This is a genomic window from Lysobacter sp. HA18, from assembly GCF_054057595.1.
On record NZ_JBSRZL010000001.1, the window covers coordinates 1,388,973 to 1,410,650 of the forward strand.

Sequence of the window (21,678 nt, forward strand, 5' to 3'; positions counted from 1 at the left end):
TCGCGAAGCGCGAGCCGGCCGACGCCCAACCTAGTCAGCAACATGTCCAGAACGCGTCAGTGCGGCGTTGCAGCGTGGATGCCGCGTGACACCGGTACTCAATCGGCGACGGGTAGGCCCACCGGCCGATCCACCGAGCGATGCGGCCGCTCCCGCTTGACCGCGTACATCGCGCGATCGGCGTGCACCAGCAGTGCTTCGGCACTCGCGCCATCGTCCGGGAAGCAGGCGATGCCGACGCTGGCGTCGAGATGGACTTCACCGTCGGGCAGTTCGTAGGGCGCACGCACGCGTTCGCGCAATGCATCGGCGATGACGCGTGCGGAAGCGGCGTCGCGACAACCCGGCAGCAGTGCGACGAACTCGTCGCCACCGACGCGCGCCAGCAGGTCGCCCTGGCGCAGCGCGTTCTGCAGCCGCCGCGCGACGTCGCAGAGCACCCGATCGCCGGCCGCGTGGCCGGCACGATCGTTCGCACTCTTGAAGCCGTCGAGATCGAGATACAGAACCGCCAGCCCCGTGCTCGTTTCCGCCGCGCGTTCCAGCGCGATGCGCAGCTCGCGTTGCAGGTGGTAGCGGTTGGGAAGCTCGGTCAGTGGATCGTGGCGTGCCAGGTATTCGAGTTCCGCTTCGGCGCGGCGCAGGTCGGTGATCTCGCGGCCGATCGCGATGCGCACGCCGTACTCCGGCAGCCAGCGCGCGGACCACTGCACGTCGACGGTGCGTCCGTCCTTGCGCACGTAGCGATTGCGGAAGTGGCGCTGCAGCGCGCCGGTCATCACGCGCTTGGCGGCTTCCATCGTCGACTCGCGATCGTCGGCGTGCACCAGCTCGATCATGCGACGGCCGATCACCTCGTCGCGCGTGTAACCGAAGATCCGTTCGAACGCCGCGCTGACGTGCAGATAGTGGCCGTCCGCATCGACGACGCAGACCGCGTCGGGGAGCAGGTCCAGCACTTCGTCGAGCGGTGGCAGCGTCGCGGACATGGGCCATCCCGTAGGCGGCCGTCCGTGAGCCGATGATCGAGTATGCGACAGCGGCAGGCGACTGCGCCCGTGCAACTCGAAGGATTTCCGCCGCGGAAACAACGCCCGTCACACCCTGCGTTTGTGGAAGTACACCTGTTCCGCGGCCCATCGCAGCGGCGGCGAATACAGCAGCAGGTCGAACGGCCAGTCGAACTGCAGGCGGTCGTATGCCCAGCGCAGTGCGCGCTTGGCGCGAAAGCGCGGTGCGACCTCGACCGCGACCTGTTCCGGCGGTGGCCCGTCATCGCGAACGCGCCCGGCGATCGCGCGCCCGACCGCCCAGCCGTGCTCCCACGCCGAATGGATGCCGCCCGCGGTGACGGGCGAAACGATACCCGCGGCGTCGCCGACCAGGATCGCGCCATCGCGTGCCATGTCGAGCACGGGACCGCTGCAGGGAATGAGCCCGGCACGCGTCTGTCCTGGCTTGAGATGTCGCGGCAGGCCGCCGGCGGCGCCGACGCGTAGCAGGAAGCCTTCGATGTCGGGCACGCGTGCATTGGCGGGGTCGTGTCGCAGCGCGAGGCCCGCCTGGATGCCGGTCGGGCTCTGCGCGATCCAGCCGATGTAGCCGGGCGCGTATCGCCGGCTGATGAAGCAGTGCAGGGCGTCGGGTTGCGACAGCCGCGCGCCGGGAAAGTCGTACTCGACGCCATAAAGGAACTGCCGCACTTCGCCGAGGCCGCACCGGCGCGCCACCCGCGAACGCGCGCCGTCCGCACCGACGAGATAGCGCGTGCGACCGACACCGTCGACCATCCATCCGTCGTCAACGCGCTCAGCATCGGTGAACGCGCATCCGAGGCGCAGGTCGACTCCGTGCTCGCGCAGCTGCTCGGCCAGCCAGCGCATCACCTGCGGCGTATCGGTCGTCAGGAAGTAGTAACCGGGTGCGGCGAGCGCCACCTGCCGCAGGTTCGGTGCGTACAGGCGCACCTGTTCGACGCGCCGCGTCATCGACGCGGGCACGCGGTTGAGCATCGTCTGCTCCGCGGCTTCCTTCACGATGATGCCGGTGGTGTGCAGCTTCTCGCCGGGGTCGCGCTTGCGCTCGAGTACGACGACGCGCAGCCCGCGCTGCACGGCCGCGAGTGCGCAGGCCGCGCCCGCGAAGCTGGCGCCGACGATGACGACGTCGGCATCGAAATCGGTTGACGAAGACATGGCGCTCGCGTGGCTGCAGTCGACGCAGGATCGACCGGCCGCGCGAGGCGACGATGGCGCTTGTGTGAGGCCAACTTGAAGTCGCCTGTTGCCACGCACTGCGGCCGCTTACCGGCCAATCGCGTGCCATGAATACGTATGCAGCGCACCGTTGTGCATGTGCACCTGCCGCGATAGTCGTCCGGCCTCCCTGCTGGACGTGCACCCATGACGCAGTCGCGATTCCACGTCGTTGTCTCGCTCGTCCTCGCACTGGGGCTCGCACTCGCGCCATTCACGCGTGCGCATGGCGCGATCGATGCCCGCACGCTCGGTGCCCGTTATGACGCGACCAAGGCCAACATCACCTTCCGCGTGTACTCCTCGCGCGCGACGCGCATCGAGGTCTGGATCTACAAGACGGCATCGGGCGCGCAGGAAGCCACGAAGTACGTCATGACCAAGGACAGCACGACGCAGGTCTGGTCGAAGACCGTGGCGGTGTCCACGCTGCAAAGCACCTACGGCATCACCGGGCCGGTCTATTACGGTTACCGCGCCTGGGGCCCGAACTGGACGTACAGCAGCACGTGGACGAAGGGCACGTCGACGGGCTTCGTGAGCGACGTCGACAGCGCAGGCAATCGCTTCAATCCCAACAAGCTGCTGCTCGACCCCTACGCACGCGAGGTCAGCCAGGACCCGCAGACCGCGACATGTCGCGACGGCACCATCTACGCGAGCGGCGCGACCAATCGCCCGAAGGACAGCGGTGCATGTGCGTCGAAGGGCATCGTGCTCGCAACGGATTCCACCAGCGTCGGCACCAAGCCCACGCGCGCGTTCAAGGACGACGTGATCTACGAAGTGCACCCGCGCGGGCTGACGATGGGCGATACGTCGCTGGCCGCATCGGTGCGCGGCACGTACGCGGGCGCGGCCACTAAAGCTACGTACCTCGCGGGACTCGGCGTCACCGCCGTCGAGTTCCTGCCGGTGCAGGAGACACAGAACGACAGCAACGACGTCGACCCGAATTCGGACACCGGCGACAACTACTGGGGTTACATGACGCTCGGCTACTTCGCGCCGGATCGTCGCTATTCGTCCGACAAGAGCGCCGGCGGGCCGACGCGCGAGTTCAAGGCGATGGTGAAGGCGTTCCACGACGCCGGCATCAAGGTCTACATCGACGTGGTCTACAACCACACAGGCGAGGGCGGCGCATGGGGCGGCACCGATGGCCGCACGGTCTACAACGTGCAGAGCTGGCGCGGCCTCGACAACCCGACGTATTACTCGCTGACCAGCGATTTCCAGCAGTCATGGGACAACACCGGCGTCGGCGGCAACTACAACACGCACAACCCGGTCGCGCAGGACCTGATCATCGATTCGCTCGCCTACTGGCGCGATTCGCTCGGCGTCGACGGTTTCCGTTTCGACCTCGCATCGGTGCTCGGCAATACCTGCGAACACGGCTGCTACAACTTCGACAAATGGATTCGAACAATGCGCTCAACCGCATCGTTCGCGAACTTCCGCCGCGTGCGGCGGGCGGTGGCTCCGGCATCGACCTGATCGCGGAACCATGGGCGATCGGCGGCAATTCGTACCAGGTCGGCGGCTTCCCGGCCGGTTGGTCGGAGTGGAACGGCGTCTGGCGCGATGACGTGCGCAAGGCGCAGAACAAGCTCGGCGTCGCCGCCATCACCACCGGTGAACTCGCAACGCGTTTCGGCGGCTCGTGGGACCTCTACGGGGACGACGGGCGCAAGACGTGGAATTCGGTGAACTTCCTCGTCGCGCACGACGGCTTCACGCTCAACGACCTGTACACCTTCAACACCAAGCAGAACAGCCAGCCGTGGCCCTACGGCCCGTCGGACGGTGGCGAGGACAACAACAACAGCTGGGACCAGGGTGGCAATGTGCTGGCGCAACGTCGCGGTGTTCGCACCGGTTTCGCGCTGATGATGCTGAGCGCGGGCGTGCCGATGATGACCGGCGGCGATGAAGTGCTGCGCACGCAGTTCGGCAACAACAATGCCTACAACCTCGACTCGGCGGCGAACTGGCTGTACTGGACGCGCAGCACGATCGAGGCCAACCACGAAACGTTCTCGAAGCGACTCATTGCGTTCCGCAAGGCGCATCCGGCATTGCGTCCGGCAAACCAGTATTCCGGCGTCGACAACAACGGCAACGTCATGGAGCAGTTGCGCTGGTTCATGCCGAACGGACAGCAGGCCACAAGCACCTATTTCACCGACCCGAACAACCACGCGCTCGCCTGGCGTATCGACGGCAGCGAATTCGGCGACAGCGCCAGCGCGATCTACGTCGCCTACAACGGCTGGTCTGCGGACGTGAACTTCGCCCTGCCATGGCCGGGCACGGGCAAGAGCTGGTATCGGGTGACGGACACCGCGACGTGGAACGAAGGCGCGAACACGGTCGCTGCGCCCGGTGCTGAAGCACTGATCGGCGGCGAGAACACGGTGTACGGGCTGCAGGCGCGGTCGGTGGTTTTGCTGATCGCGAAGTAGGGCGTCGATCGCAAGCGCGGCTACGACGCGACGTCAGCGTCGTACCGCGAGCACGCCGTCCAGCGCCAGCTCCGCGCGGAAGCCCGCGGCTTCCAGGCGTTTCGCCACTTCGCGCGGCACATCGCGACCGCTGGTGAGTGCATTAGGCGAGCCGGTGTAATGGAACAACCGGCCGCCGCGTTTCACCACGCGGGCGAGCTGGTCGTAGAACGACTTGGAGTAGAGCTCGCCGGCGATGCCGAAGCGCGGCGGGTCGTGCAGCAGAGCGTCGACCGATGCGTCGCCGATATCCGCGATCGCGTTCGACACATCGGCATGCGCGAGTTCGAGTCGACCGCCTGCTTCAAGTGCATCGGGCTCGGGCGACCACGGGTTGATCGTGCGCAGCCAGAGCACGTCCTCGTTCTTCTCGAACGATCGGATGCGCGCGACGCCAGCATCCAGGCAGCACGCTGCGAAATAGCCGAGCCCGCCGCACGTATCGAGAACGACCTTGCCGCGCGGTTCGACCAGCGAGACCTTGCGACGCGCATCGTCCAGCGGCGAAACCTTCGACGACACCAGCATCTTGATGCCGTCGATCTCGAAGGTCGGCACGCCCCAGTCGGTCGGTACGAGCTTGATCAGCGAGCCGGCGTAGCGCGACACGGGCTCGAACGCGTCGCCGTCCCAGTAGTAGATCGTGCGGTCCTTGAGCTTGTGCGGATACGGATAGCCGATGCCGCGCCAGCTCCAGTGATCGGTCGACAGTGTCGCGGTGCCGGTCGACCGGCCGAGGTCGAGCGAGCCGGTCCACTCGGTGTTTCGCGAATCGCGTGCGCGCAGCATCGCGTCGGCATCGGGACGGGTCAGCAGCGGGCCGGTGTAGTGGGGCACGTCGGAATCCGGATCGGGCATGCGGCGCGAGCGGCGCCGTGGGAGCGACACGATAGCGGCAAGCGGGCGAAACCGGATGTCGCGATGCGAGTGACGCTAGCCGCGTGTGCGCACCGCGCGCCAGGCGACCGCCTCGGCGAAGCCATGCGTCGCCTCGTTGCGTTCGAGCGTCGCGCCGATCGGCTGGAACAACCACGGCACGATCGAGGGATCCAGCGCCGCGATCGCATCGACCGAATAGATGCCGAAGCAGTCGGGGTCGACCATCTCCGCGTCGTCCTCGTCACCCGCGAAGAAGCGCCAGCCCGAGTCGCCGGGCCACACCGGGTGCGAGCGGTACATCCATCGGATCGGCGCGCGCTGCACCATCACCCGGTGGCTGGCGATGCAGCCGCCCAGGTCGGTGACGTGCGGAAGAAGTCGTCCTTCCGGCAATAGCACAGCCGAATCCCCAATCCATCGGTCGATATCGCTGCGTCGACGGAGCGGCGTACGAACGCCACCACCGTGTCGCCCCGCAGGCAGTCTGTGCCAATGCATCGCGGCCGTGAGCCGGCTTGCACCAAAGGGCAGGGTTTGGCGACGAGCGGCCGCTTGGGGTGGCTGGACGCGCGCTTTCCGCCGCGCATCCGGGCGGGACGCGCGAAATGGCGCGGTCAGACGTGCACGCCGCCGGTGTTCTCGACCGAAGGTTCCGCGCCCTCGTCGTCGCCGTCTTGGTCGTCCGGATCGCAGTCGGCATCGTCGTTTTCGCCGAAGCCGATCTTTTCGACTACCGCGGACGCTAGCGCCTTGCGCGACAGCGCGTCATAGCTACGCGTGCACCGCAGTTCGGTGAGCACATGGAAGTCGCCGCGACCGGCCGTCAGCGTGCGCACCCAGTCCCGGACCTGTCGCTGCGCGCCGGGGCTCAGCGGATCGGACGCGCCGGCGATCGCGATGAAGTTGTTGGTCTCGACGCCGGGGAACACCGCTTCGAAATCCGGTTGGCCATCAGGCCCGCAGGTCGACGCGAGGCAGAGCACCTCGTACTGCGCTTCGCCGTTCATCAGGCGCTCGAGCTCGCCGTAGGTCAGCGGGTTGCCGGGGCCCACGACGCGCTTGCGATGCAGCACCGGCGACAGGTCGACCGTGCAGGTCGGCGCATCGATCTCGACGTTGATCCAGACGATGGCACGGTCCGCGGTTTCGACGTCGACGGTGCAGCCCGCGACGCGGTAGGTCGACGTGGTCGCGGTTGCATCTTCGGGTTCGCCCGTGATGCGTTCGAAGATGTCGAGGCGGCGACCGATATTGTCGGTGTCGAGCACGCGCGCAAGGCGTTGTGCGTCGGTGAGCTTCGCGACGTTCGCCCGCGATGGTGTCACCGCGTGCACCGGCGCCACGACCGCAGGCGCCGCGGCGTCGCGCTGGCAGCCGCAGGCGAGCAGCACGACGGCGATGAACGACGAAATGGCGAAACGGACGGGCATCTAGGTGGGACCAGGCGAGCGCGGTGCAATGGTAGGCGGATGCGCGACGAAGCGCCGCGCACGTTACAGCCCGGCGCCCCAACGGTACTGCCAGGCCACGCCGTAAGCGTCGAAGTTGTTATGCGTGCGCGCCGAAACGCCGCTGCTGGCGCTGACCTTGAGCGAATTGCGCCTGTTCAGCGGTTTCGCGAGCACGAAGCCGATGCGCGAGTTCTGTTGCAGGTCGTCATTGAGTACGCCGTCGACCTCGCTGCGGCCGCCGGCGAACAAGGTGCCGTCCAGCGAGATCCACGTGCCCGACGCGAAGCCGTAGATCACGTGGCCCTGCAGCGCGTACACCGGCTGCTGCGAACGTGTGCGGTCGCCCAAGAATTCGTCGTTGTCGCTGTAGAACGTACCCGACGCCTGGAGCTCGAGCGTCCATTGACCCAACGCTTTCGAGAGGCCGATCTCCGGCTTGATCGACCAGCGATGGCTGCTGATGTTGACCACGCGCGCCGTGTCGTACTGCCCCCACGGCGGCGCGACCTGCACGCTCGCGCCGAGGATGAAGTCTTGCTTCCACGTGCGGAACTGCGCGGTGTCGAGCGCCGGCGCACCCAGCAGATTGATCGACACGCGGAACGCCGGCCGCGCGAAACCCGTCACGCGGCGTTCGACCCGCTGCTGCTGGTAGATCGCGCTGCCTTCCAGATGCGTGTACGGAACGATCGCGTCGAACTTGCCGGAGCGTCCGCCGAAGTCGAACACGCGCGCATACGCCGCGACGAGGCTGTTGGTTTCCAGATGCGCATCACTGATTGGCAGGGACGGGTCGAACGAGAGTCCACCACGCGTCACCACGTTGCCGACGATCACGAAGTTCACGCCGATCGGAGCATTCGAATACGCACGGGGCTCAATGTCCTGCGCACGGGCGAACGGCGCCAGCACGAACAGCGCAGTGAACAGCGTCAGCATTCGCGACGATCGCCGGATGAGCCGCGCGGCGCGGGCTGCTAGAGTCGATCGCCTTCCATTCGACGCCGCCGGAGCCCTGTCGACATGAGCAATTCGCCGTATCCGATCGGTACCCCGGGGCGCCCGTGGGGCGAGGCCGAAGTCGCGCAATGGCGTGCGGCGCAGACGCGCAAGCGCAGCTATGCGGACGAGGTGGTATCGGTCATCGATGGGCTGCGGGCGCGCTTCGACGTCGAGGCCTACGGCGCGCTCGACTACGACGACGAGCATTTCCCGCTTCTGGCGATTCGCAGCCGCGACTGGCGCGACGAACTGCCGATCGCATTCATCACCGGCGGCGTGCATGGCTACGAGACCAGCGGCGTGCATGGCGCATTGCAGTTCGTCGACCGGCATGCCCAGGACTACGCCGGGCGCATCAACCTGCTGGTCGCGCCCTGCGTCAGCCCGTGGGCCTACGAGCGTATCCATCGCTGGAACGTGCACGCGACCGATCCGAACCCGCTCGTTCCGTGAAGGCAGCCCGGCGGAGGAATCCGCGGCGCTGATGCGGCTCATCGCGCCGATCCGCGATCGCGTGCTGGTGCACATCGACCTGCACGAGACCACGGACACCGACGAGACCGAATTCCGCCCGGCGCTTGCTGCTCGCGACGGCAAGACGTCGGAGCCCGAAGGCGTTCCGGACGGCTTCTACGTCGTCGGCGATACGGCAAATCCGCAGCCCGAGTTCCAGCAGGCGATCATCGACGCCGTTGCGCGCGTCACCCACATCGCACCGCCCGACAGTAACGACCAGATCATCGGCTCGCCGGTCGTGGGTCATGGCGTCATCAACTATCCGTTGAAGCAACTGGGACTGTGCGCCGGCATCACCGACGCGCCGTACGTCACCACCACCGAGGTGTATCCCGACAGCCCGCGCGCGACGCCGCAGCAGTGCAACGATGCGCAGGCGGTGGCCGTCTGTGCGGCGCTCGACTACGCGCTCGCGCATCGCTGAAGCCGCGAATCGAAAGCGAAAAGCCCCACCGGAGCGGGGCTTTTCGAGATCTGCCCGCTGACGCTCGCGTTACTTCGAGCCGCCCTGCGTGCCCTTGTCGACTACCAGCTTCACCAGCACCTTGCGAGCGTTGGCATTGCTGCCCGAACCCGCGTCGGCGTGCACGCCCATCCCGTCCGGCGCATGCACGCGGCCCGGCATCAGGCCGCCTTTCTGCTGCAGGAAGTTCGCGACGGCATGGCCGCGCGCGGTGCTGAGCTTCTGGTTCTTCTTCGCGTCGCCGGTCGAATCGGTGAAGCCCTGCATCACGACTTCGTAGGCGTTGGTCTGCTTCGCCTTCGACGCGAACGCGAGAAGGTCCGACTGCGCCTTCGACGACAGCTTCGCGCTGCCGCTATCGAACAGCACGTCGACGGTGGCGAGCGCTTCGTACGTGCCGAAGTCGTTCATCCGGTTGTTCATCGACTCCATGCTCTTGCCGGTGCCGGCGCGAACCTGTTGCGCGGTCTTGAGGTCATCGGCGGTGAACGAGATGCCGGTCGCGCGCTGCGTGGAACCCTCGGCGACGAGGTCCGCTGTGATCGGCAGACCGGGCATCAGCGAACCCTGCGTCACCTTGTTGTGGATGACGCCCGTGAGGCCCTTCTTTTCCTTGTAGTTCGTCGCCGGCGTGACCGTGATCGTGTGGTCGACCTTGCTGTAATCGCGCACCGTGATCGTGTTGCCGTTCACGGCGGTGATCATGCCCTTGATGGTGCTTTCCTGGCCCGATGCGAACACCGGCAATGCGGCCAGAAGGGCCACGAGTGCGGTGATCAGCATCACGTACTTCGAACGCTTGCTGGTAGTCATGGCGGTGCCCTTCTGGCTGGTTCGGGGATGCGGTGTGTCTGCACGGCCTGCCGGCAGGTGCCGGTCGACGTCGCCCGGTGCGACGCCCGCAGGCGTATGCAGCGGCGTCGCGCCTGGCTGCGGCGGAGGCCGTGGACGCAGCGGAAGCCTCGCGCAGCCCCCGAGGCCACGCCATTGATACTTGGTGAACCGGTCGATTCCCTTTCGGGCACGGCCGAGCACGGCGCTGAGGGCCGCCGGAAATTGCTGCATTGCGTGGTGAATTTCGGGTGCTAGCGTGCCTGCATCAACGCGACCGGCGCGCTCTCCACGTCCGTCGGGGACTGCGCCGACACCTGCATCACGATCTCGCAGCGCACGCCGTCGGGTTCGATCGCGTACACCGTGCTCGCACCGAGCTGGTAGGGCAGGGCGCGTTCGATGAGTTCACGCCCATAGCCGCCGCCCTGCACGGGCCCGTCGGGGTCGATGCGCATTCCGCTTTCCTTCCAGACGACGTTGAGCCGCGGCGTGCCGTCGGCATCGGACAGCAGCGCCCAGCGCACGTCGAGCCGGCCGTTCGCGGCGGACAATGCGCCGTACTTCAACGCGTTGGTCGCGAGCTCGTGCAATGCGAGCGCCAGCGTCTGCACGGTGCTCGAACGCAGCCGAACGTTCGGCGGTCCGTCGAGCACGACACGGCCGTCGTCCTGCGCCGCGCGCAAGCCGGAGATCGCGAACATTTCGGCCTGCATGATTTCCTCGAACGTCACGCGATCGGTGTTGTCGAGCCGCGACAGCAGCGACTGTGCGCGTGCGAGCGCATCGAGACGGTCGCGGAACGTCGCGCGGAAGTCGGTGAGGCCTTCGCTGTCGCGCGACGTGCGGTCGGCCAGTGCGCGCACCACCGCGAGGAGGTTGCGCGTGCGGTGCTGCAACTCAGCGACGAGGACCGCTTGGCGATGTTGCAACGACTTGAGTTCGTGGATGTCGGTGCTCGAACCCAGCCACGATTCGAGCTTTCCATCTGCGGCGAAATGCGGTTCCGAACGGCTGTGGTGCCAGCGATAGGTGCCGTCGGCCGCACGCAGGCGATGCTCGACGTCGAGGCGTCCGGTTTCCCGCGCGGCGAGCCATGACGCATGCGATGCGTCGCGGTCGTCCGGATGCACGACGTCCATCCATCCGGCACCCAATGCGTCATCGGTGCTTTGCCCGGTGTACGTCACCCATTGCGGGCCGACCCACGTCGTCTGGCCATTGGCGTCGTTGCGCCAAAGCAGCTGCGGAATGCCCTGCACCAGGATGCGCTGTCGCGCTTCGCTCTCGGCCAGTGCGTGCTCGGCGTGGCGCGCGTCGGTGACGTCGTTGAATAGCACGCCCGCGAGATCGTGATGGTGCTCGGCGCGGAACACGCGATACGCATGGACGCGGTCGGTATGCGGTGCGGGCCACTCGAATTCCTGCGGCTCGCCGGTGCCCAGCACCTCGGCGACCACGTCGAGCCAGCGCGCATCGAAGTCCGAGTCGACGTCGCGTGCCGTATGCCCGAGCGCAGCGTCGGCCACCACGCTTTCCGCGGCCGGGTTGCGCTCCACGTAGCGCAGGTCGACCACGCGGTCGTCGTCGCGCACGGCCTTCACCACGTAGAACGCCTCGGACATGCTTCGGAACAGATCGCCGTAGCGGCGCTCGTGCATGCGCAGGTCGTCGCGCGCCTGCACGAAGCGCCGCTGCAGCTCGAACGTCTGCAGCAACAGCAGCGCCAGCACCGAAACCGCGGTGACCAGCCCGTACATTCGGCCGACGTAGAAGCCGAGCTGGAAGCGTTCGCTGACGAGCAGGCCGCTGAGCGCGAGTTCGATCGCGTCGGCGGTGAGCGCGACCGCGATCCACACGTCGATCAGGCGCCGCTCGCGCGTGCGGCGCGCCATGAAGGCGATCGCGACCAGATGCAGCAACCATGCCACGCCGAGAATCTGCATCGTGATCGGCCGGTAGCGCTGGCCGCTGACCAGGGGTGGCAGCCAACGGGACTCGTCTGCGGCGATCACGATGATCGCGCCCGCGACGGCAACGATCGCCGCGTACGCGACGGGCGCGGTCCATCGAGCGGGCGTGCGTGGGGATGTGGGGCGCGATGCCGTCCAGAAGAACCCCAGCACGAGCAGCGGGAATATCCCGTGCCAGGCCATCCACACCCACGCGGACGTCTGCGCGCCGCCGAACAACGGGCCGGTGACGAACGCGTTCGGCACGCTCAGGCCGTGCGCCAGCGAGGTGACGGCTGCAAAGACGTAAGCGCCCGCGAGCCAGATGTAGGCGGGTGAGCGCAGGCCGCGGTACTGGGCGTGCACCAGCACCGCGGTGAACAGGCAAAGGAACGCGACCGCGACGTCGTACGTCGGCAGGAACACCGGGATGATCGGCCACTGGCGCGTGGCGAACGGCGCAGTCGCGACGAACGCGGCCAGCAGCACACCGACCAGAATCTTCGCGCGGCGGATGTCGCGGCTCGTGGCGCGCAGGTTGCCGAGCAGCGGAAAAGCGGCGGGATCGTCGTGTTCGGACAGCGGCGTACGGTGCGGCATGGAAATCCTGAAGGCATCGCGATCGGCTGCGTCGTGTCGCGCCGGCCCGGCGACGTTAGCTCAGTCGGACCTGCGATCGCACGCTTCAGACCGTCCGCTTGCAGGGAATCGACGCACAGCGCGCGTGCCCGCGACGTCGAACGCGGTCAGCGACGGTCGCGCTCGATCGCTTGCGCGCCGTCGATCGTCCGGCCGGCGGCGCGTGAATGTGCTCGACCTCTGCCACACTCCGACCCGCTCTGGCCGCGTGCGGCAGGATGGCCGCCACGGACGGGCGGGGCACGGAGGCGCGGGCCGGATCCGCGCAAGTACACACATGGACGCATAAGGAGATGGACGTGTCGCAGAAACCGATCGCGATGGAACTGGGCGACGATTACCTGCATGCCGTGCGGTCCGCACTGGACCGCATCGAGGACGCACTGCCCGCATTGATCGCACTGGACCCGGCCGAACGCCGGTTGCTGGTGACGATGGGGCCGAAGTCGGAAGCATTCGCGCGGCAGGCGCTGCGCGTGCTGGAACACAACCCGAAGATCGTGCCGCCGGGCTTCGACGTCGCAGCGGCGCAGGCGGACCTTCGCGCCGTCGAGCAATTGCGTCCCGTGCTGGAGCGCGTGCAGCAACTGGCCGCGCGGCTGGACGACACGGTCGCCGCGCTCGGCAGCGACGTCATGGACGCCGCGTTCGAAGGCTATGCGCTGATCAAGCTGTCAGGCGGCGCGCTGGGGCTGGACGAACTGCGTCGCGAGCTGTCGACGCGTGGACGCTGCGACCGCAGGCGGGCGGCCGAGACGGTTTAGGTCGCGCAACAAAAAAGGTCGGCGGACATTTCTATCCGCCGACCCGCGTCGCTCACGCCTTGAGCGATTCGATATCGATGACGAAGCGGTACTTCACGTCGCTGCGCAGCATGCGCTCGTAGGCCTCGTTGACCTGCTGCGCGCGGATCATCTCGATGTCGGCCACGATGCCGTGCTCCGCGCAGAAGTCGAGCATCTCCTGCGTCTCCGGAATGCCGCCGATCAGCGAACCCGCGATCGAGCGTCGACCGAAGATCAGCACGCCGATGTTCGGGCTCGGATGCGGATCGGCCGGCACGCCGACCAGGCAGAGCGTGCCGTCACGCTTGAGCAGGGTGGTGAAGGCGTCGAGCACGTGCGTCGCCGCCACGGTGTCGAGGATAAAGTCGAAGCTGCGCGCGTGCGCGGCCATGGCGGCGGCGTCGCGCGACACCACGACTTCATCCGCGCCGAGGTTATGCGCATCCTGGCGCTTGCTCTCGGACGTGGTGAACGCGACGACGTGCGCGCCCATCGCGTGCGCGATCTTGATGCCCATGTGGCCGAGACCGCCGATGCCGACGATGCCGACCTTCTTACCCGGCCCGACGTTCCAGTGGCGCAGCGGCGAGTAGGTGGTGATGCCGGCGCACAGCAGCGGCGCAACCGCGGCGAGCTGATCCTTGGGATGGTTGATGCGCAGCACGAAGCGCTGGTCGACGGTGATCCGCTCGGAGTAGCCGCCGAGCGTGTGACCCGGCGGATCCTGTGTTGGACCGTTATAGGTACCGACGAAACCGTTCTCGCAGTACTGCTCGAGGCCTTCCGCGCACGACGGGCAGTGCTGGCAGCTGTCGACCATGCAGCCGACGCCGACCGTATCGCCAACCGCGAAGCCGTTGACGTCACTGCCCACCGCACTGACCGTGCCGACGATTTCGTGGCCCGGCACGCAGGGATACAGCGTCCCCGACCATTCGGACCTCACCGTGTGCAGGTCGGAATGGCAGACGCCGCAGTAGGCGATCTCGATCTGCACATCGCGCGGGCCGGGCGCGCGGCGCTGGATATCGAGCGAGACGAGCGGCTGGTCGGCGGCGTGGGCACCGTAGGCTTTGACGGACATGGCGATCCCGGGGGATGGACGAAGCGCCGAAGGTTACGCTGCCGCGCGTTACGTTGCGACGACGCCACGGGGCCGCAGCATCCCGCCCGCATCGACCAAAAAAGAAGGGCCGGGGAACCGGCCCTTCGGGTCAAGCGATCACGCGTTGGATCAGCGGAAGATGCCGTACAGCACGTCCGCGATGATGCCGGACGCGATCGACACCATGTACGCATCGCCATCGACGCGCACCCAGCGGTAACCGCGCGGCGGCAGGCGCAGCTGGTACGCATAAGGATCGACGTAGTACTGGCTCACGTAGAACGGCGGCGGCATCCGCGTGCCCACATGCCAGCGCTGCACCGAGTAACCGCGCGGCGCCACGTAGACGACGTTCGGGCGGTAGACGCGCTGCGGCACGTAGCGGTTGTTGTAACGGTTGTCGTAGCGACGGTCGTACTGGTACGACTGGGTGTAGCGACGGTCGTCGCCGCGATGTTCGTCGCGGCCGCGGTCATCGCGGTCGTGGCCACGGTCGCGATCGTCGCCACGGCTGTCGCGGTTGTAGTCGTGCGAGGTATAGCGGTCGTTGCCGCGGTCGTTGTGATATTGCGCGGCAGCGGGCAAGGCGACGGCGGATGCAGTCGCGAAGAGCAGTGCGGCGCCCAGTGCGGTGATCTTGCTCATCTCGTTCGGTCTCTCGGTGCGGGGATCGCAGGTGAAGCTTCCGCAAAGACGGCCTTATCGAAACTGAACAAAACGGGCCTGCGTACCGCCGGTTCAGGCGGCGGTCGACGCGCTGAAGCCTGGGCGCAATGCGATCGAACGCGGCGTCAACCGAAACACGACCGACGCGTTTCAGCGCTTCCGTCGAGCAGTCTTGGTTGTTTGATCGCAGGCATGACGGCTGCGCGCGTTGCATCGCAACGCGTTAGCTCGTCGAACCCGACGGGGTTCGATCAGGGATGCGGCGGTGCTTTGCCCGACGTAGCGCCTGTGGACGATGAACTGCTCGAGTTGTCATCGCTCGAGGTGTCCGACGTGTCCGAGGTGCTGGACGTGCCCGAATCCGAACCCGCCAGATTCGCGCGCCCCGTCAGCATCGACGCGCCGCCACCACTCGACCGGCCACGCACGTCGTCCGACGTACCGGTCGCGCTGTAGGCACCGACCGCGAGCGGGCTGGGATTCGGTCGCGCGTTGGCGCCGGTCATGGGGTTGGATGCGGGCGGCGTGTTGCCGGATGTCGTCTCGTTGGTCGCGCAGGCGGCCAGTGCCGCGAGCACGACGGGAAGGAGCAGGCGTTGCGCACGCATGGGGAGCCTCCGGATGCGGTCGCCGGGCGAAATCCCGACGCCGCATCCACGCTAGTCCCGGCCGCATTAGCGACAGGCGAAGGTTGCGAGTCAGCGCCGGTCAGGTTCCCGGCTTGAGCACGACCTTGGTCCAGCCTTCCTTGCGCGCGTCGAAGTTGCGATAACCCTCGGGCGCCTGCTCCAGCGGCAGCTCGTGGGAGACGAGGAACGACGGCTTGGCCTTGCCGGCCTCGATCAGCTTCATCAGCTTGCGGTTGTACTTCTTGACGCTGCACTGGCCGCTGCCCACGCGCAGGCCCTTGTTGAAGAACTCGCCCATGTCGAACGGGATCTGTCCGTTCTTGGCCAGTTCGGTCGCGCCGCCCGGATCCTTCGGCATGAACACGCCGACCACGCCGATGCTGCCGGTCGGCTTCACCGCCTGCACGAGGTTGTTCATGGTCAGGCCCGGCACTTCGTGGCCGGCGCAGTTGAAGCACTGATAGCCCACACATTCGCAGCCGCGATCCGCACCGCCCTTGGTGAGCTCGACCACCTGCTTCGCGCCGTCGCCTTCAGTGTCGTCGATGGTGATCGCGCCGATCTGGTCGGCCAACTTCAGTCGATCGCGATTGGAGTCGACGACGATCACCTGCGCCGCGCCGCGGATCATCGCGGAATACGCCGCGAACAGGCCGACCGGGCCTGCGCCGTACACCACCACGCTTTCGCCCGGTTGCACGCCTGCCAGTTCGGTCGCGTGATAACCGGTCGGGAAGATGTCCGAGAGCATGACGTAGTCGTTCTCTCGTTCCGCCGCGTCTTCCGGCAATACAAGGCAGTTGTAGTCGGCGAACGGCACGCGCAGGTATTCGGCCTGGCCGCCGTCGTAAGGGGCCCATCTCCGCGTAGCCGTACGCCGCGCCGGCCTTGCCGGGGTTCGCGGTCAGGCATGCCGCGCTGTAGCCGCGCTCGCAGTTCTCGCAGAAGCCGCAGCCGATGTTGAAGGGCAAGCAGACACGGTCACCGACTTTCACGCGCGTCACGCACGGGCCGGCTTCGATCACTTCGCCCTGGTTCTCGTGCCCGAACACCTTGCCCGATTCGACGCTGGTGCGGCCCTCGTACATGTGCAGGTCGGAGCCGCAGATGTTGGTCGTGGTGATGCGGACGATGACGTCCGTCGGCTTTTCGATTTTCGGGTCGGGCCGATCGACGACGCTTACGTCGCGCGGGCCGTTGTAGACGAGGGCGCGCATGCATGGAACTCCTTCGCGCCCGGCCTGTTCAAGTCGGCCGCCGTGCGGGCGCATGCGCGCAACGGCCGTAACCGTCGCGGTGAATGTCGACGGCGTCGCGACCGTAAGCGCGTAGTCGTGCAGCGGATGCATAAGCGAGCGTGCGCGGATACGTCGCTTGACGCGTTGATGCCGTGCTGATTGCCGCTGGACGACCATGCCGCTTTCACTCATGGATATCGACATGCGCATCGAAGGATCGTGTCACTGCGGCAACGTGCGTTTCTCGTGCGAAGCACCGTCGCCCGTGCCGTATCAGATCTGCTATTGCTCGATCTGCCGCAAGACGGCCGGCGGCAGCGGCGGCGCGATCAACCTTGGCGCGCGCATGGATACGCTGCAGGTCGAAGGCCGCGACCACATCGGCGTCTACAACGCGCGCATCCAGCAGGACGACGGCAGCATCCGCACCAGCAGCGGACAGCGCAATTTCTGCACCGGCTGCGGCAGTGCGCTGTGGCTGTTCGATCCCGAATGGCCCGAGCTGGTGCACCCGCATGCGTCGGCGATCGACACGGCGCTACCGGAGCCGCCGGATCGCGTGCACATGATGCTGGGCTCGAAGGCGAACTGGGTGCGCGTGCCGAGCGGCGCGCACGACATGCACTTCGACGAGTATCCGGACGAGTCGCTCGAGGACTGGGACCGTCGCCATGGCATGTACGACGGCGACGACAAAGCGAAACGCGATTGATCGCGTCAGCCGCGTGCCTCGACGACCAAGGCGCGCATCGGCGCTTCGATGTGGCCATCGCCGAAGCGCTTACGAAGAGCGGACGTCACGTGCACGATGGCATCGTCCACGCCGCCGGGATCTCGTGCTTCGATCTCATGACGCAGCGGCGTGCCGGCGCAGAACGCGGTCGCCGCGTCCTCGGCGCTCGAAGCGATGGCCGTAGCGTCGACGGCCCTGATGTGGATATCGACGAACCCCGCGCGTCGCACGTCGGCTTCGATGCGTGCGGCGTCGTGATAGCCATGCGGCACACGGGCCATGAACGTCGGCGGGTCGTCCGGAAAGCGCTGCGCCAGCGCATCGGTAATCGTCGCGGTGATCGGATTGGCCTCGATCGCATCCCAGGCGTTGAACAGGAACACGCCGCCGTCGCGTAGTACGCGCCGTGCTTCCGTGTAGCCCAGCACGCGGTCCGGAAAGAACATCACGCCAAATTGGCAGAGCACGGCATCGAACGCATCGTCATCGAAGGGCAATGACTGCGCGTCCGCCACGCGCCAGCGCACGTTAGCGGTGCCCGGTTCGTGATCCGCGACTTCGAGCATCGGTGCGTTGAGATCGGTGGCGATGATTCGCGCGTCCGGAAGTCGCGCGGCGAGCTTGCGGGTCAGCGCACCGGTGCCCGCCGCGGTTTCCAGTACGTCGTGCGCCGACGCATCGACACGCGCAGCGAGATCACGCGCGAACGGTTCGAACAGCATCGGCACCAGAAGCCGCGCGTAGATATCCGCGATGCCGGTGGCGAAGTTCGCGTCGTGCCCGGGCATCGCGTCGCTCCGAAGGGACGACGCGACCATACGCCGCGCACCGCGCCTCAACGACGCGGTGCGCGGCGTGCCGATCGGCGGTCAGTCCGCCAGCGTCGGGTAGTCGGCGTAGCCCTTGGCGCCACCGGCGTACAGCGTGTCGCGGTCGGGCTCGGCAAGTGGTGCGCCTTCGCGGAAGCGACGCACGAGGTCGGGGTTCGCGATGTACAGGCGACCGAACGCCACCGCGTCCGCACGGCCTTCCCGAATGGCGGCCTGCGCCATGTCGAGGTCGTAGCCGTTGTTCACGATCCACGCGCCGCGATAGCGCGAGCGCAGCGCGTCGTAGTCGAACGGCTGCGCATCGCGTGGGCCGCCGGTCGCGCCTTCCACCACATGGATGTACGCCACGTTCAAGGCATCGAGGCGCTCCACCACGCGCTCGAACAACGGCTGCGGATTCGAGTCGGCGATGTCGTTCGATGGGGTGACTGGCGCGATGCGCACACCGACGCGATCCGCGCCGATGGCATCGACGGTGGCCTTCACCACCTCGTGGAGGAAGCGCGTGCGGTTCTCGATGCTGCCACCGTATTCGTCGTCGCGATGATTGGTCTTGTCGCGCAGGAACTGATCGACGAGATACCCGTTCGCAGCATGGATCTCGATGCCGTCGAAGCCGGCTTCGATCGCGTTGCGTGCGGCGGTGGCGAAGTCGGCGACGATGCCGGGAATCTCGTCGAGGCGCAGCGCACGCGGTTCGGAGACATCAACGAAGCCTTCCGGCGTGAACGTCTTCGTGTTCGCACGCACCGCACTCGGCGCGACCGGCACTTCGCCCGCCGGCAGCAGGCTGGTGTGCGAGATGCGCCCGACATGCCACAGCTGCACGACGATGCGCCCGCCGCGGCGATGCACTTCGTCCGTGACCTTGCGCCAGCCTTCGATCTGTTCGGGCGTGAACACGCCGGGCGTGCTGATGTAGCCCTGCGCGAGCAGGTTGACCTGCGTCGCCTCGGTGATGATCAGCCCGGCGGTTGCGCGCTGGCCGTAGTACTCGACTGCGAGCGGCGAGGGCACCAGCCCTTCGACCGCGCGGCTGCGCGTGAGCGGTGCCATGACGATGCGGTTGGCGAGCTCGAGCGCGCCGATGCGCACCGGATCGAACAGCGACGGTGCCTGCGTGTCGCGAGCGGGCTGGACGGCAGAGGAAGACATGCGAGGCCTGGATGATTCGTCGGGCTACGAACACTGGGGCCGCGGGCGTGGCGCCACAGTCGTGGTGGCGTGCACGCTGCGTTTCACCGGCGGTGCCTATCGACGTGCGATGCGCGAGAGTGCCTTGAAACAAGCGGTTTCGTTTGACGCATAGAAGATGGCTATCGATGCAATCGACAGAAATGTCGTGACGCAAGCCGCTCCAGCCTGCAGTCTGCGCACCGATCCGGCGCAGCCCGCGCTTTCGATGGAAACCGCCATGTCGCTCGAAAACGTTCTCTACACCGCGCACGCCAGCGCCACCGGTGGCCGCGACGGCCGCGCCACCTCGTCGGACAACGTCTTGGACGTCCGCCTCGCGACGCCTCGCGAGCTCGGCGGTGCGGGCGGCGAGGGGACCAACCCGGAACAGCTGTTCGCCGCCGGCTATTCGGCGTGCTTCCTCGGCGCGATGAAGTTCGTCGCCGGCCAGCAGAAGATCGCGTTGCCGGCAGACACGCGAGTCGATGGCAGCGTCGGCATCGGCCCGATTCCGGCGGGCTTCGGCATCAACGCGACGCTGCGCGTGCACGTGCCCGGCATGCCGCGTGAGCAGGCCGAGGAACTCGTGCAGAAGGCGCACGGCGTGTGTCCGTATTCGAATGCCACGCGCGGCAATATCGACGTCGAGCTCGTCGTCGTCTGATGTAACGCGCAGGCCGCGTCAGCGACGGTCGTCGTCGTTGCCGCGGCCCTGCTGCTGCGTGCGCTCGGGGCCTTGCCCGCGATCGTTACGCGGATTGAGCTGCTCGGCGTTGCGGTAGCCGGTCTGTGATTCGAGTTCGTGCGCCTGCGGCGAACGATCGGGTCGGTCGGGCCGGCTGACGCGGCCCGGCGGGTTGTCGTCGCGATTGGTGGTCATGGTGGCTCCATGTCGTGCGATGCGGTCGCCGATGCGATGACGGCCGCGATGTCGCTGCGGCCGTCATCGATGCGTGGCATCAGCCGGTGCCGAGTTGCGTCTGCAGCTGGCGTGCGTGGTCCAGATGCTTCTGCACCGTCGCGCGCGTTGCGGTCAGGTGCGTGCGCACCGCGGCGTCGCGCACCACGCCCATCGACGCATCGAGCATCTGCAGCGCCATCTGGTGGTCCATCACCATGCGCTCGATGTAGGCACGCGCATAGGCCTGTCCGCTCAGCGACGCGAGCTGCTGCTCGCCCTGTCGCGCCATCGTCGTCAGCTGCTGCAACGACGTGCCGCTACCCGACGTGCCACCCATGAGCTTGCGCGTGGCCGCCAGGTGCGGCGTGTGCTCGGCGATCATCATGTCGGCGTACTGACGCGCACCGCCGCTCACGTTCTTGCTGATCGCCTGCCGCGCGGCGCGGATTTCGTGGTCATCGACCGCCGCCACCATCGCCAGCGCCTCGGCCTGCGAATGCGCGACGGGCGCTGCGCCCGCACTGGTCGAGGCGCTCGCCGACCCCGTACCCGTCGTGGACGACGCGCCGCTCGACGCGCTGCGGCCGGACGAGGACGTTGCGCGCGTCGACGAGGTGGTCGAACCGCCGGTCGAGGTCGACGACGCCCCGGTGGTCGTGTTGCGGCCCGAGGTGCCGCTGCCGGTCGACTGTCCCGTCGACGAACTGCCGCCCATGTCGCCGGTATCGCCCGTGTCGAGCTGGGTGCCCGAGTAGCGATCCGACATGCTCGTGTTCGAGCCGGATGACGTGCCGGACGACGTGCCAGTCGACGACGACCCGGTGTCGTTCCAAGCGGACGTGCCGCCGTTACCCGCGGTCGATACGCCGGTCGATGCCGCCGTCGAGTTGGATGAGCCGGATCCGCTGGTGCCGCTCGTTCCGCCCGACGTCGTCGACTGCGGGCTCCACGACGCGGCCATGCCGCCCGAGGTTCCGCTGCTGCCGGTGGTGCCGTTATCGCTTCCCGTCGTCGCGCACGCGCCCAGTGCGAGCGTCAGCGCGACCGTGATCGCTTTCTTGTATCCGAGTGTGGTCATAAGCCTCTCCATGTCGCTGTTGGGGGATGTCGCATCGGGGCC

The 21,678-nt window shown here is 67.2% G+C and carries 21 protein-coding genes and 2 pseudogenes; 6 read left to right on the top strand and 17 right to left on the bottom strand.

All coding sequences use genetic code 11. The features are described 5' to 3' along the window. Positions 1-98: 98 nt before the first annotated feature. A complete protein-coding gene (locus tag ACVWWW_RS07015) occupies positions 99-989 on the bottom strand; it encodes a diguanylate cyclase domain-containing protein (RefSeq protein WP_027082786.1) in 891 nt (296 codons plus the stop codon). 108 nt (positions 990-1,097) lie between these two features. Then, positions 1,098-2,195: an FAD-dependent oxidoreductase gene (locus tag ACVWWW_RS07020; RefSeq protein WP_027082787.1), complete on the bottom strand. Its 1,098-nt coding sequence runs from the start codon at positions 2,193-2,195 to the stop codon at positions 1,098-1,100. A 207-nt stretch (positions 2,196-2,402) separates the two neighbouring features. Here ACVWWW_RS07020 and ACVWWW_RS07025 point away from each other — a divergent pair, with 207 nt between their 5' ends. Continuing rightward, a complete protein-coding gene (locus ACVWWW_RS07025) occupies positions 2,403-3,755 on the top strand; it encodes an alpha-amylase family glycosyl hydrolase (protein WP_196804353.1) in 1,353 nt (450 codons plus the stop codon). Further along, complete coding sequence (locus ACVWWW_RS07030; protein ID WP_196804354.1) at positions 3,674-4,723, top strand: alpha-amylase family protein; 1,050 nt, start codon at positions 3,674-3,676, stop codon at positions 4,721-4,723. The genes ACVWWW_RS07025 and ACVWWW_RS07030 overlap by 82 nt, the downstream gene beginning before the upstream one ends. 33 nt (positions 4,724-4,756) lie before the next feature. Here the strand turns inward: ACVWWW_RS07030 and ACVWWW_RS07035 are convergent, their stop codons facing one another. From ACVWWW_RS07035 to ACVWWW_RS07050, 4 genes are all read right to left on the bottom strand, one after another. Beyond that, entirely contained in the window at positions 4,757-5,620 is an 864-nt protein-coding gene (locus ACVWWW_RS07035) for an SAM-dependent methyltransferase (RefSeq protein WP_196804355.1), read from the bottom strand. A 75-nt stretch (positions 5,621-5,695) separates the two neighbouring features. Beyond that, a complete protein-coding gene (locus tag ACVWWW_RS07040; RefSeq protein WP_027082789.1) occupies positions 5,696-6,040 on the bottom strand; it encodes a DUF2185 domain-containing protein in 345 nt (114 codons plus the stop codon). A 215-nt stretch (positions 6,041-6,255) separates the two neighbouring features. After that, on the bottom strand, positions 6,256-7,071 hold the full coding sequence (locus tag ACVWWW_RS07045) for a hypothetical protein (RefSeq protein ID WP_027082790.1): 816 nt from the start codon (positions 7,069-7,071) through the stop codon (positions 6,256-6,258). 63 nt (positions 7,072-7,134) lie between these two features. Further along, entirely contained in the window at positions 7,135-8,031 is an 897-nt protein-coding gene (locus tag ACVWWW_RS07050) for a transporter (RefSeq protein WP_051235035.1), read from the bottom strand. 84 nt (positions 8,032-8,115) lie between these two features. Here ACVWWW_RS07050 and ACVWWW_RS07055 point away from each other — a divergent pair. After that, a pseudogene (locus ACVWWW_RS07055) lies at positions 8,116-9,034 on the top strand (M14 family metallopeptidase). A 69-nt stretch (positions 9,035-9,103) separates the two neighbouring features. Here ACVWWW_RS07055 and ACVWWW_RS07060 read toward each other — a convergent pair. Further along, on the bottom strand, positions 9,104-9,886 hold the full coding sequence (locus ACVWWW_RS07060; protein WP_027082793.1) for an OmpA family protein: 783 nt from the start codon (positions 9,884-9,886) through the stop codon (positions 9,104-9,106). 272 nt (positions 9,887-10,158) lie between these two features. Then, positions 10,159-12,456 (bottom strand): MASE4 domain-containing protein, encoded by a 2,298-nt coding sequence (locus ACVWWW_RS07065; protein ID WP_051235036.1) that lies wholly within the window; start codon positions 12,454-12,456, stop codon positions 10,159-10,161. A 338-nt stretch (positions 12,457-12,794) separates the two neighbouring features. On the opposite strand from ACVWWW_RS07065, the gene ACVWWW_RS07070 reads away from it, so the two are divergent. Further along, a complete protein-coding gene (locus ACVWWW_RS07070; protein ID WP_027082794.1) occupies positions 12,795-13,259 on the top strand; it encodes a hypothetical protein in 465 nt (154 codons plus the stop codon). A 52-nt stretch (positions 13,260-13,311) separates the two neighbouring features. Here the strand turns inward: ACVWWW_RS07070 and ACVWWW_RS07075 are convergent, their stop codons facing one another. The 5 genes and pseudogenes from ACVWWW_RS07075 to ACVWWW_RS07095 form a co-directional block, all read right to left on the bottom strand. Then, positions 13,312-14,364: an NAD(P)-dependent alcohol dehydrogenase gene (locus ACVWWW_RS07075; protein ID WP_027082795.1), complete on the bottom strand. Its 1,053-nt coding sequence runs from the start codon at positions 14,362-14,364 to the stop codon at positions 13,312-13,314. A 150-nt stretch (positions 14,365-14,514) separates the two neighbouring features. After that, entirely contained in the window at positions 14,515-15,030 is a 516-nt protein-coding gene (locus ACVWWW_RS07080; RefSeq protein WP_027082796.1) for an RcnB family protein, read from the bottom strand. A 272-nt stretch (positions 15,031-15,302) separates the two neighbouring features. Beyond that, entirely contained in the window at positions 15,303-15,659 is a 357-nt protein-coding gene (locus ACVWWW_RS07085) for a hypothetical protein (RefSeq protein ID WP_027082797.1), read from the bottom strand. Positions 15,660-15,759: 100 nt separating this feature from the next. After that, the gene (locus tag ACVWWW_RS07090) at positions 15,760-16,500 is read right to left on the bottom strand and encodes a zinc-binding dehydrogenase (protein ID WP_456998662.1); all 741 of its coding nucleotides are present in this window, start codon (positions 16,498-16,500) and stop codon (positions 15,760-15,762) included. 64 nt (positions 16,501-16,564) lie between these two features. Continuing rightward, positions 16,565-17,128: pseudogene (locus ACVWWW_RS07095) on the bottom strand (alcohol dehydrogenase catalytic domain-containing protein); the annotation flags it as partial. Here ACVWWW_RS07095 and ACVWWW_RS07100 point away from each other — a divergent pair. Next, entirely contained in the window at positions 17,094-17,630 is a 537-nt protein-coding gene (locus tag ACVWWW_RS07100) for a GFA family protein (protein WP_456998663.1), read from the top strand. The pseudogene ACVWWW_RS07095 and the gene ACVWWW_RS07100 overlap by 35 nt on opposite strands. A 5-nt stretch (positions 17,631-17,635) precedes the next feature. Here ACVWWW_RS07100 and ACVWWW_RS07105 read toward each other — a convergent pair whose 3' ends face one another. Both ACVWWW_RS07105 and ACVWWW_RS07110 read right to left on the bottom strand, forming a co-directional pair. Beyond that, positions 17,636-18,439, bottom strand: coding sequence for a class I SAM-dependent methyltransferase (locus ACVWWW_RS07105; protein WP_027082800.1), 804 nt, complete (start codon positions 18,437-18,439; stop codon positions 17,636-17,638). A gap of 81 nt (positions 18,440-18,520) precedes the next feature. Continuing rightward, on the bottom strand, positions 18,521-19,636 hold the full coding sequence (locus ACVWWW_RS07110) for an alkene reductase (RefSeq protein WP_036141868.1): 1,116 nt from the start codon (positions 19,634-19,636) through the stop codon (positions 18,521-18,523). A gap of 259 nt (positions 19,637-19,895) precedes the next feature. Here ACVWWW_RS07110 and ACVWWW_RS07115 point away from each other — a divergent pair, with 259 nt between their 5' ends. Then, positions 19,896-20,321 carry an organic hydroperoxide resistance protein gene (locus tag ACVWWW_RS07115; RefSeq protein ID WP_027082802.1) on the top strand — a complete coding sequence of 142 codons (426 nt, stop codon included), beginning with the start codon at positions 19,896-19,898 and terminating at the stop codon, positions 20,319-20,321. An 18-nt stretch (positions 20,322-20,339) separates the two neighbouring features. Here the strand turns inward: ACVWWW_RS07115 and ACVWWW_RS07120 are convergent, their stop codons facing one another. Together ACVWWW_RS07120 and ACVWWW_RS07125 are read right to left on the bottom strand one after the other, a co-directional pair. Then, positions 20,340-20,537 (bottom strand): hypothetical protein, encoded by a 198-nt coding sequence (locus tag ACVWWW_RS07120; RefSeq protein ID WP_027082803.1) that lies wholly within the window; start codon positions 20,535-20,537, stop codon positions 20,340-20,342. Between the two features lie 79 nt (positions 20,538-20,616). Further along, a complete protein-coding gene (locus tag ACVWWW_RS07125; RefSeq protein WP_027082804.1) occupies positions 20,617-21,636 on the bottom strand; it encodes a DUF4142 domain-containing protein in 1,020 nt (339 codons plus the stop codon). Positions 21,637-21,678 lie beyond the last annotated feature (42 nt).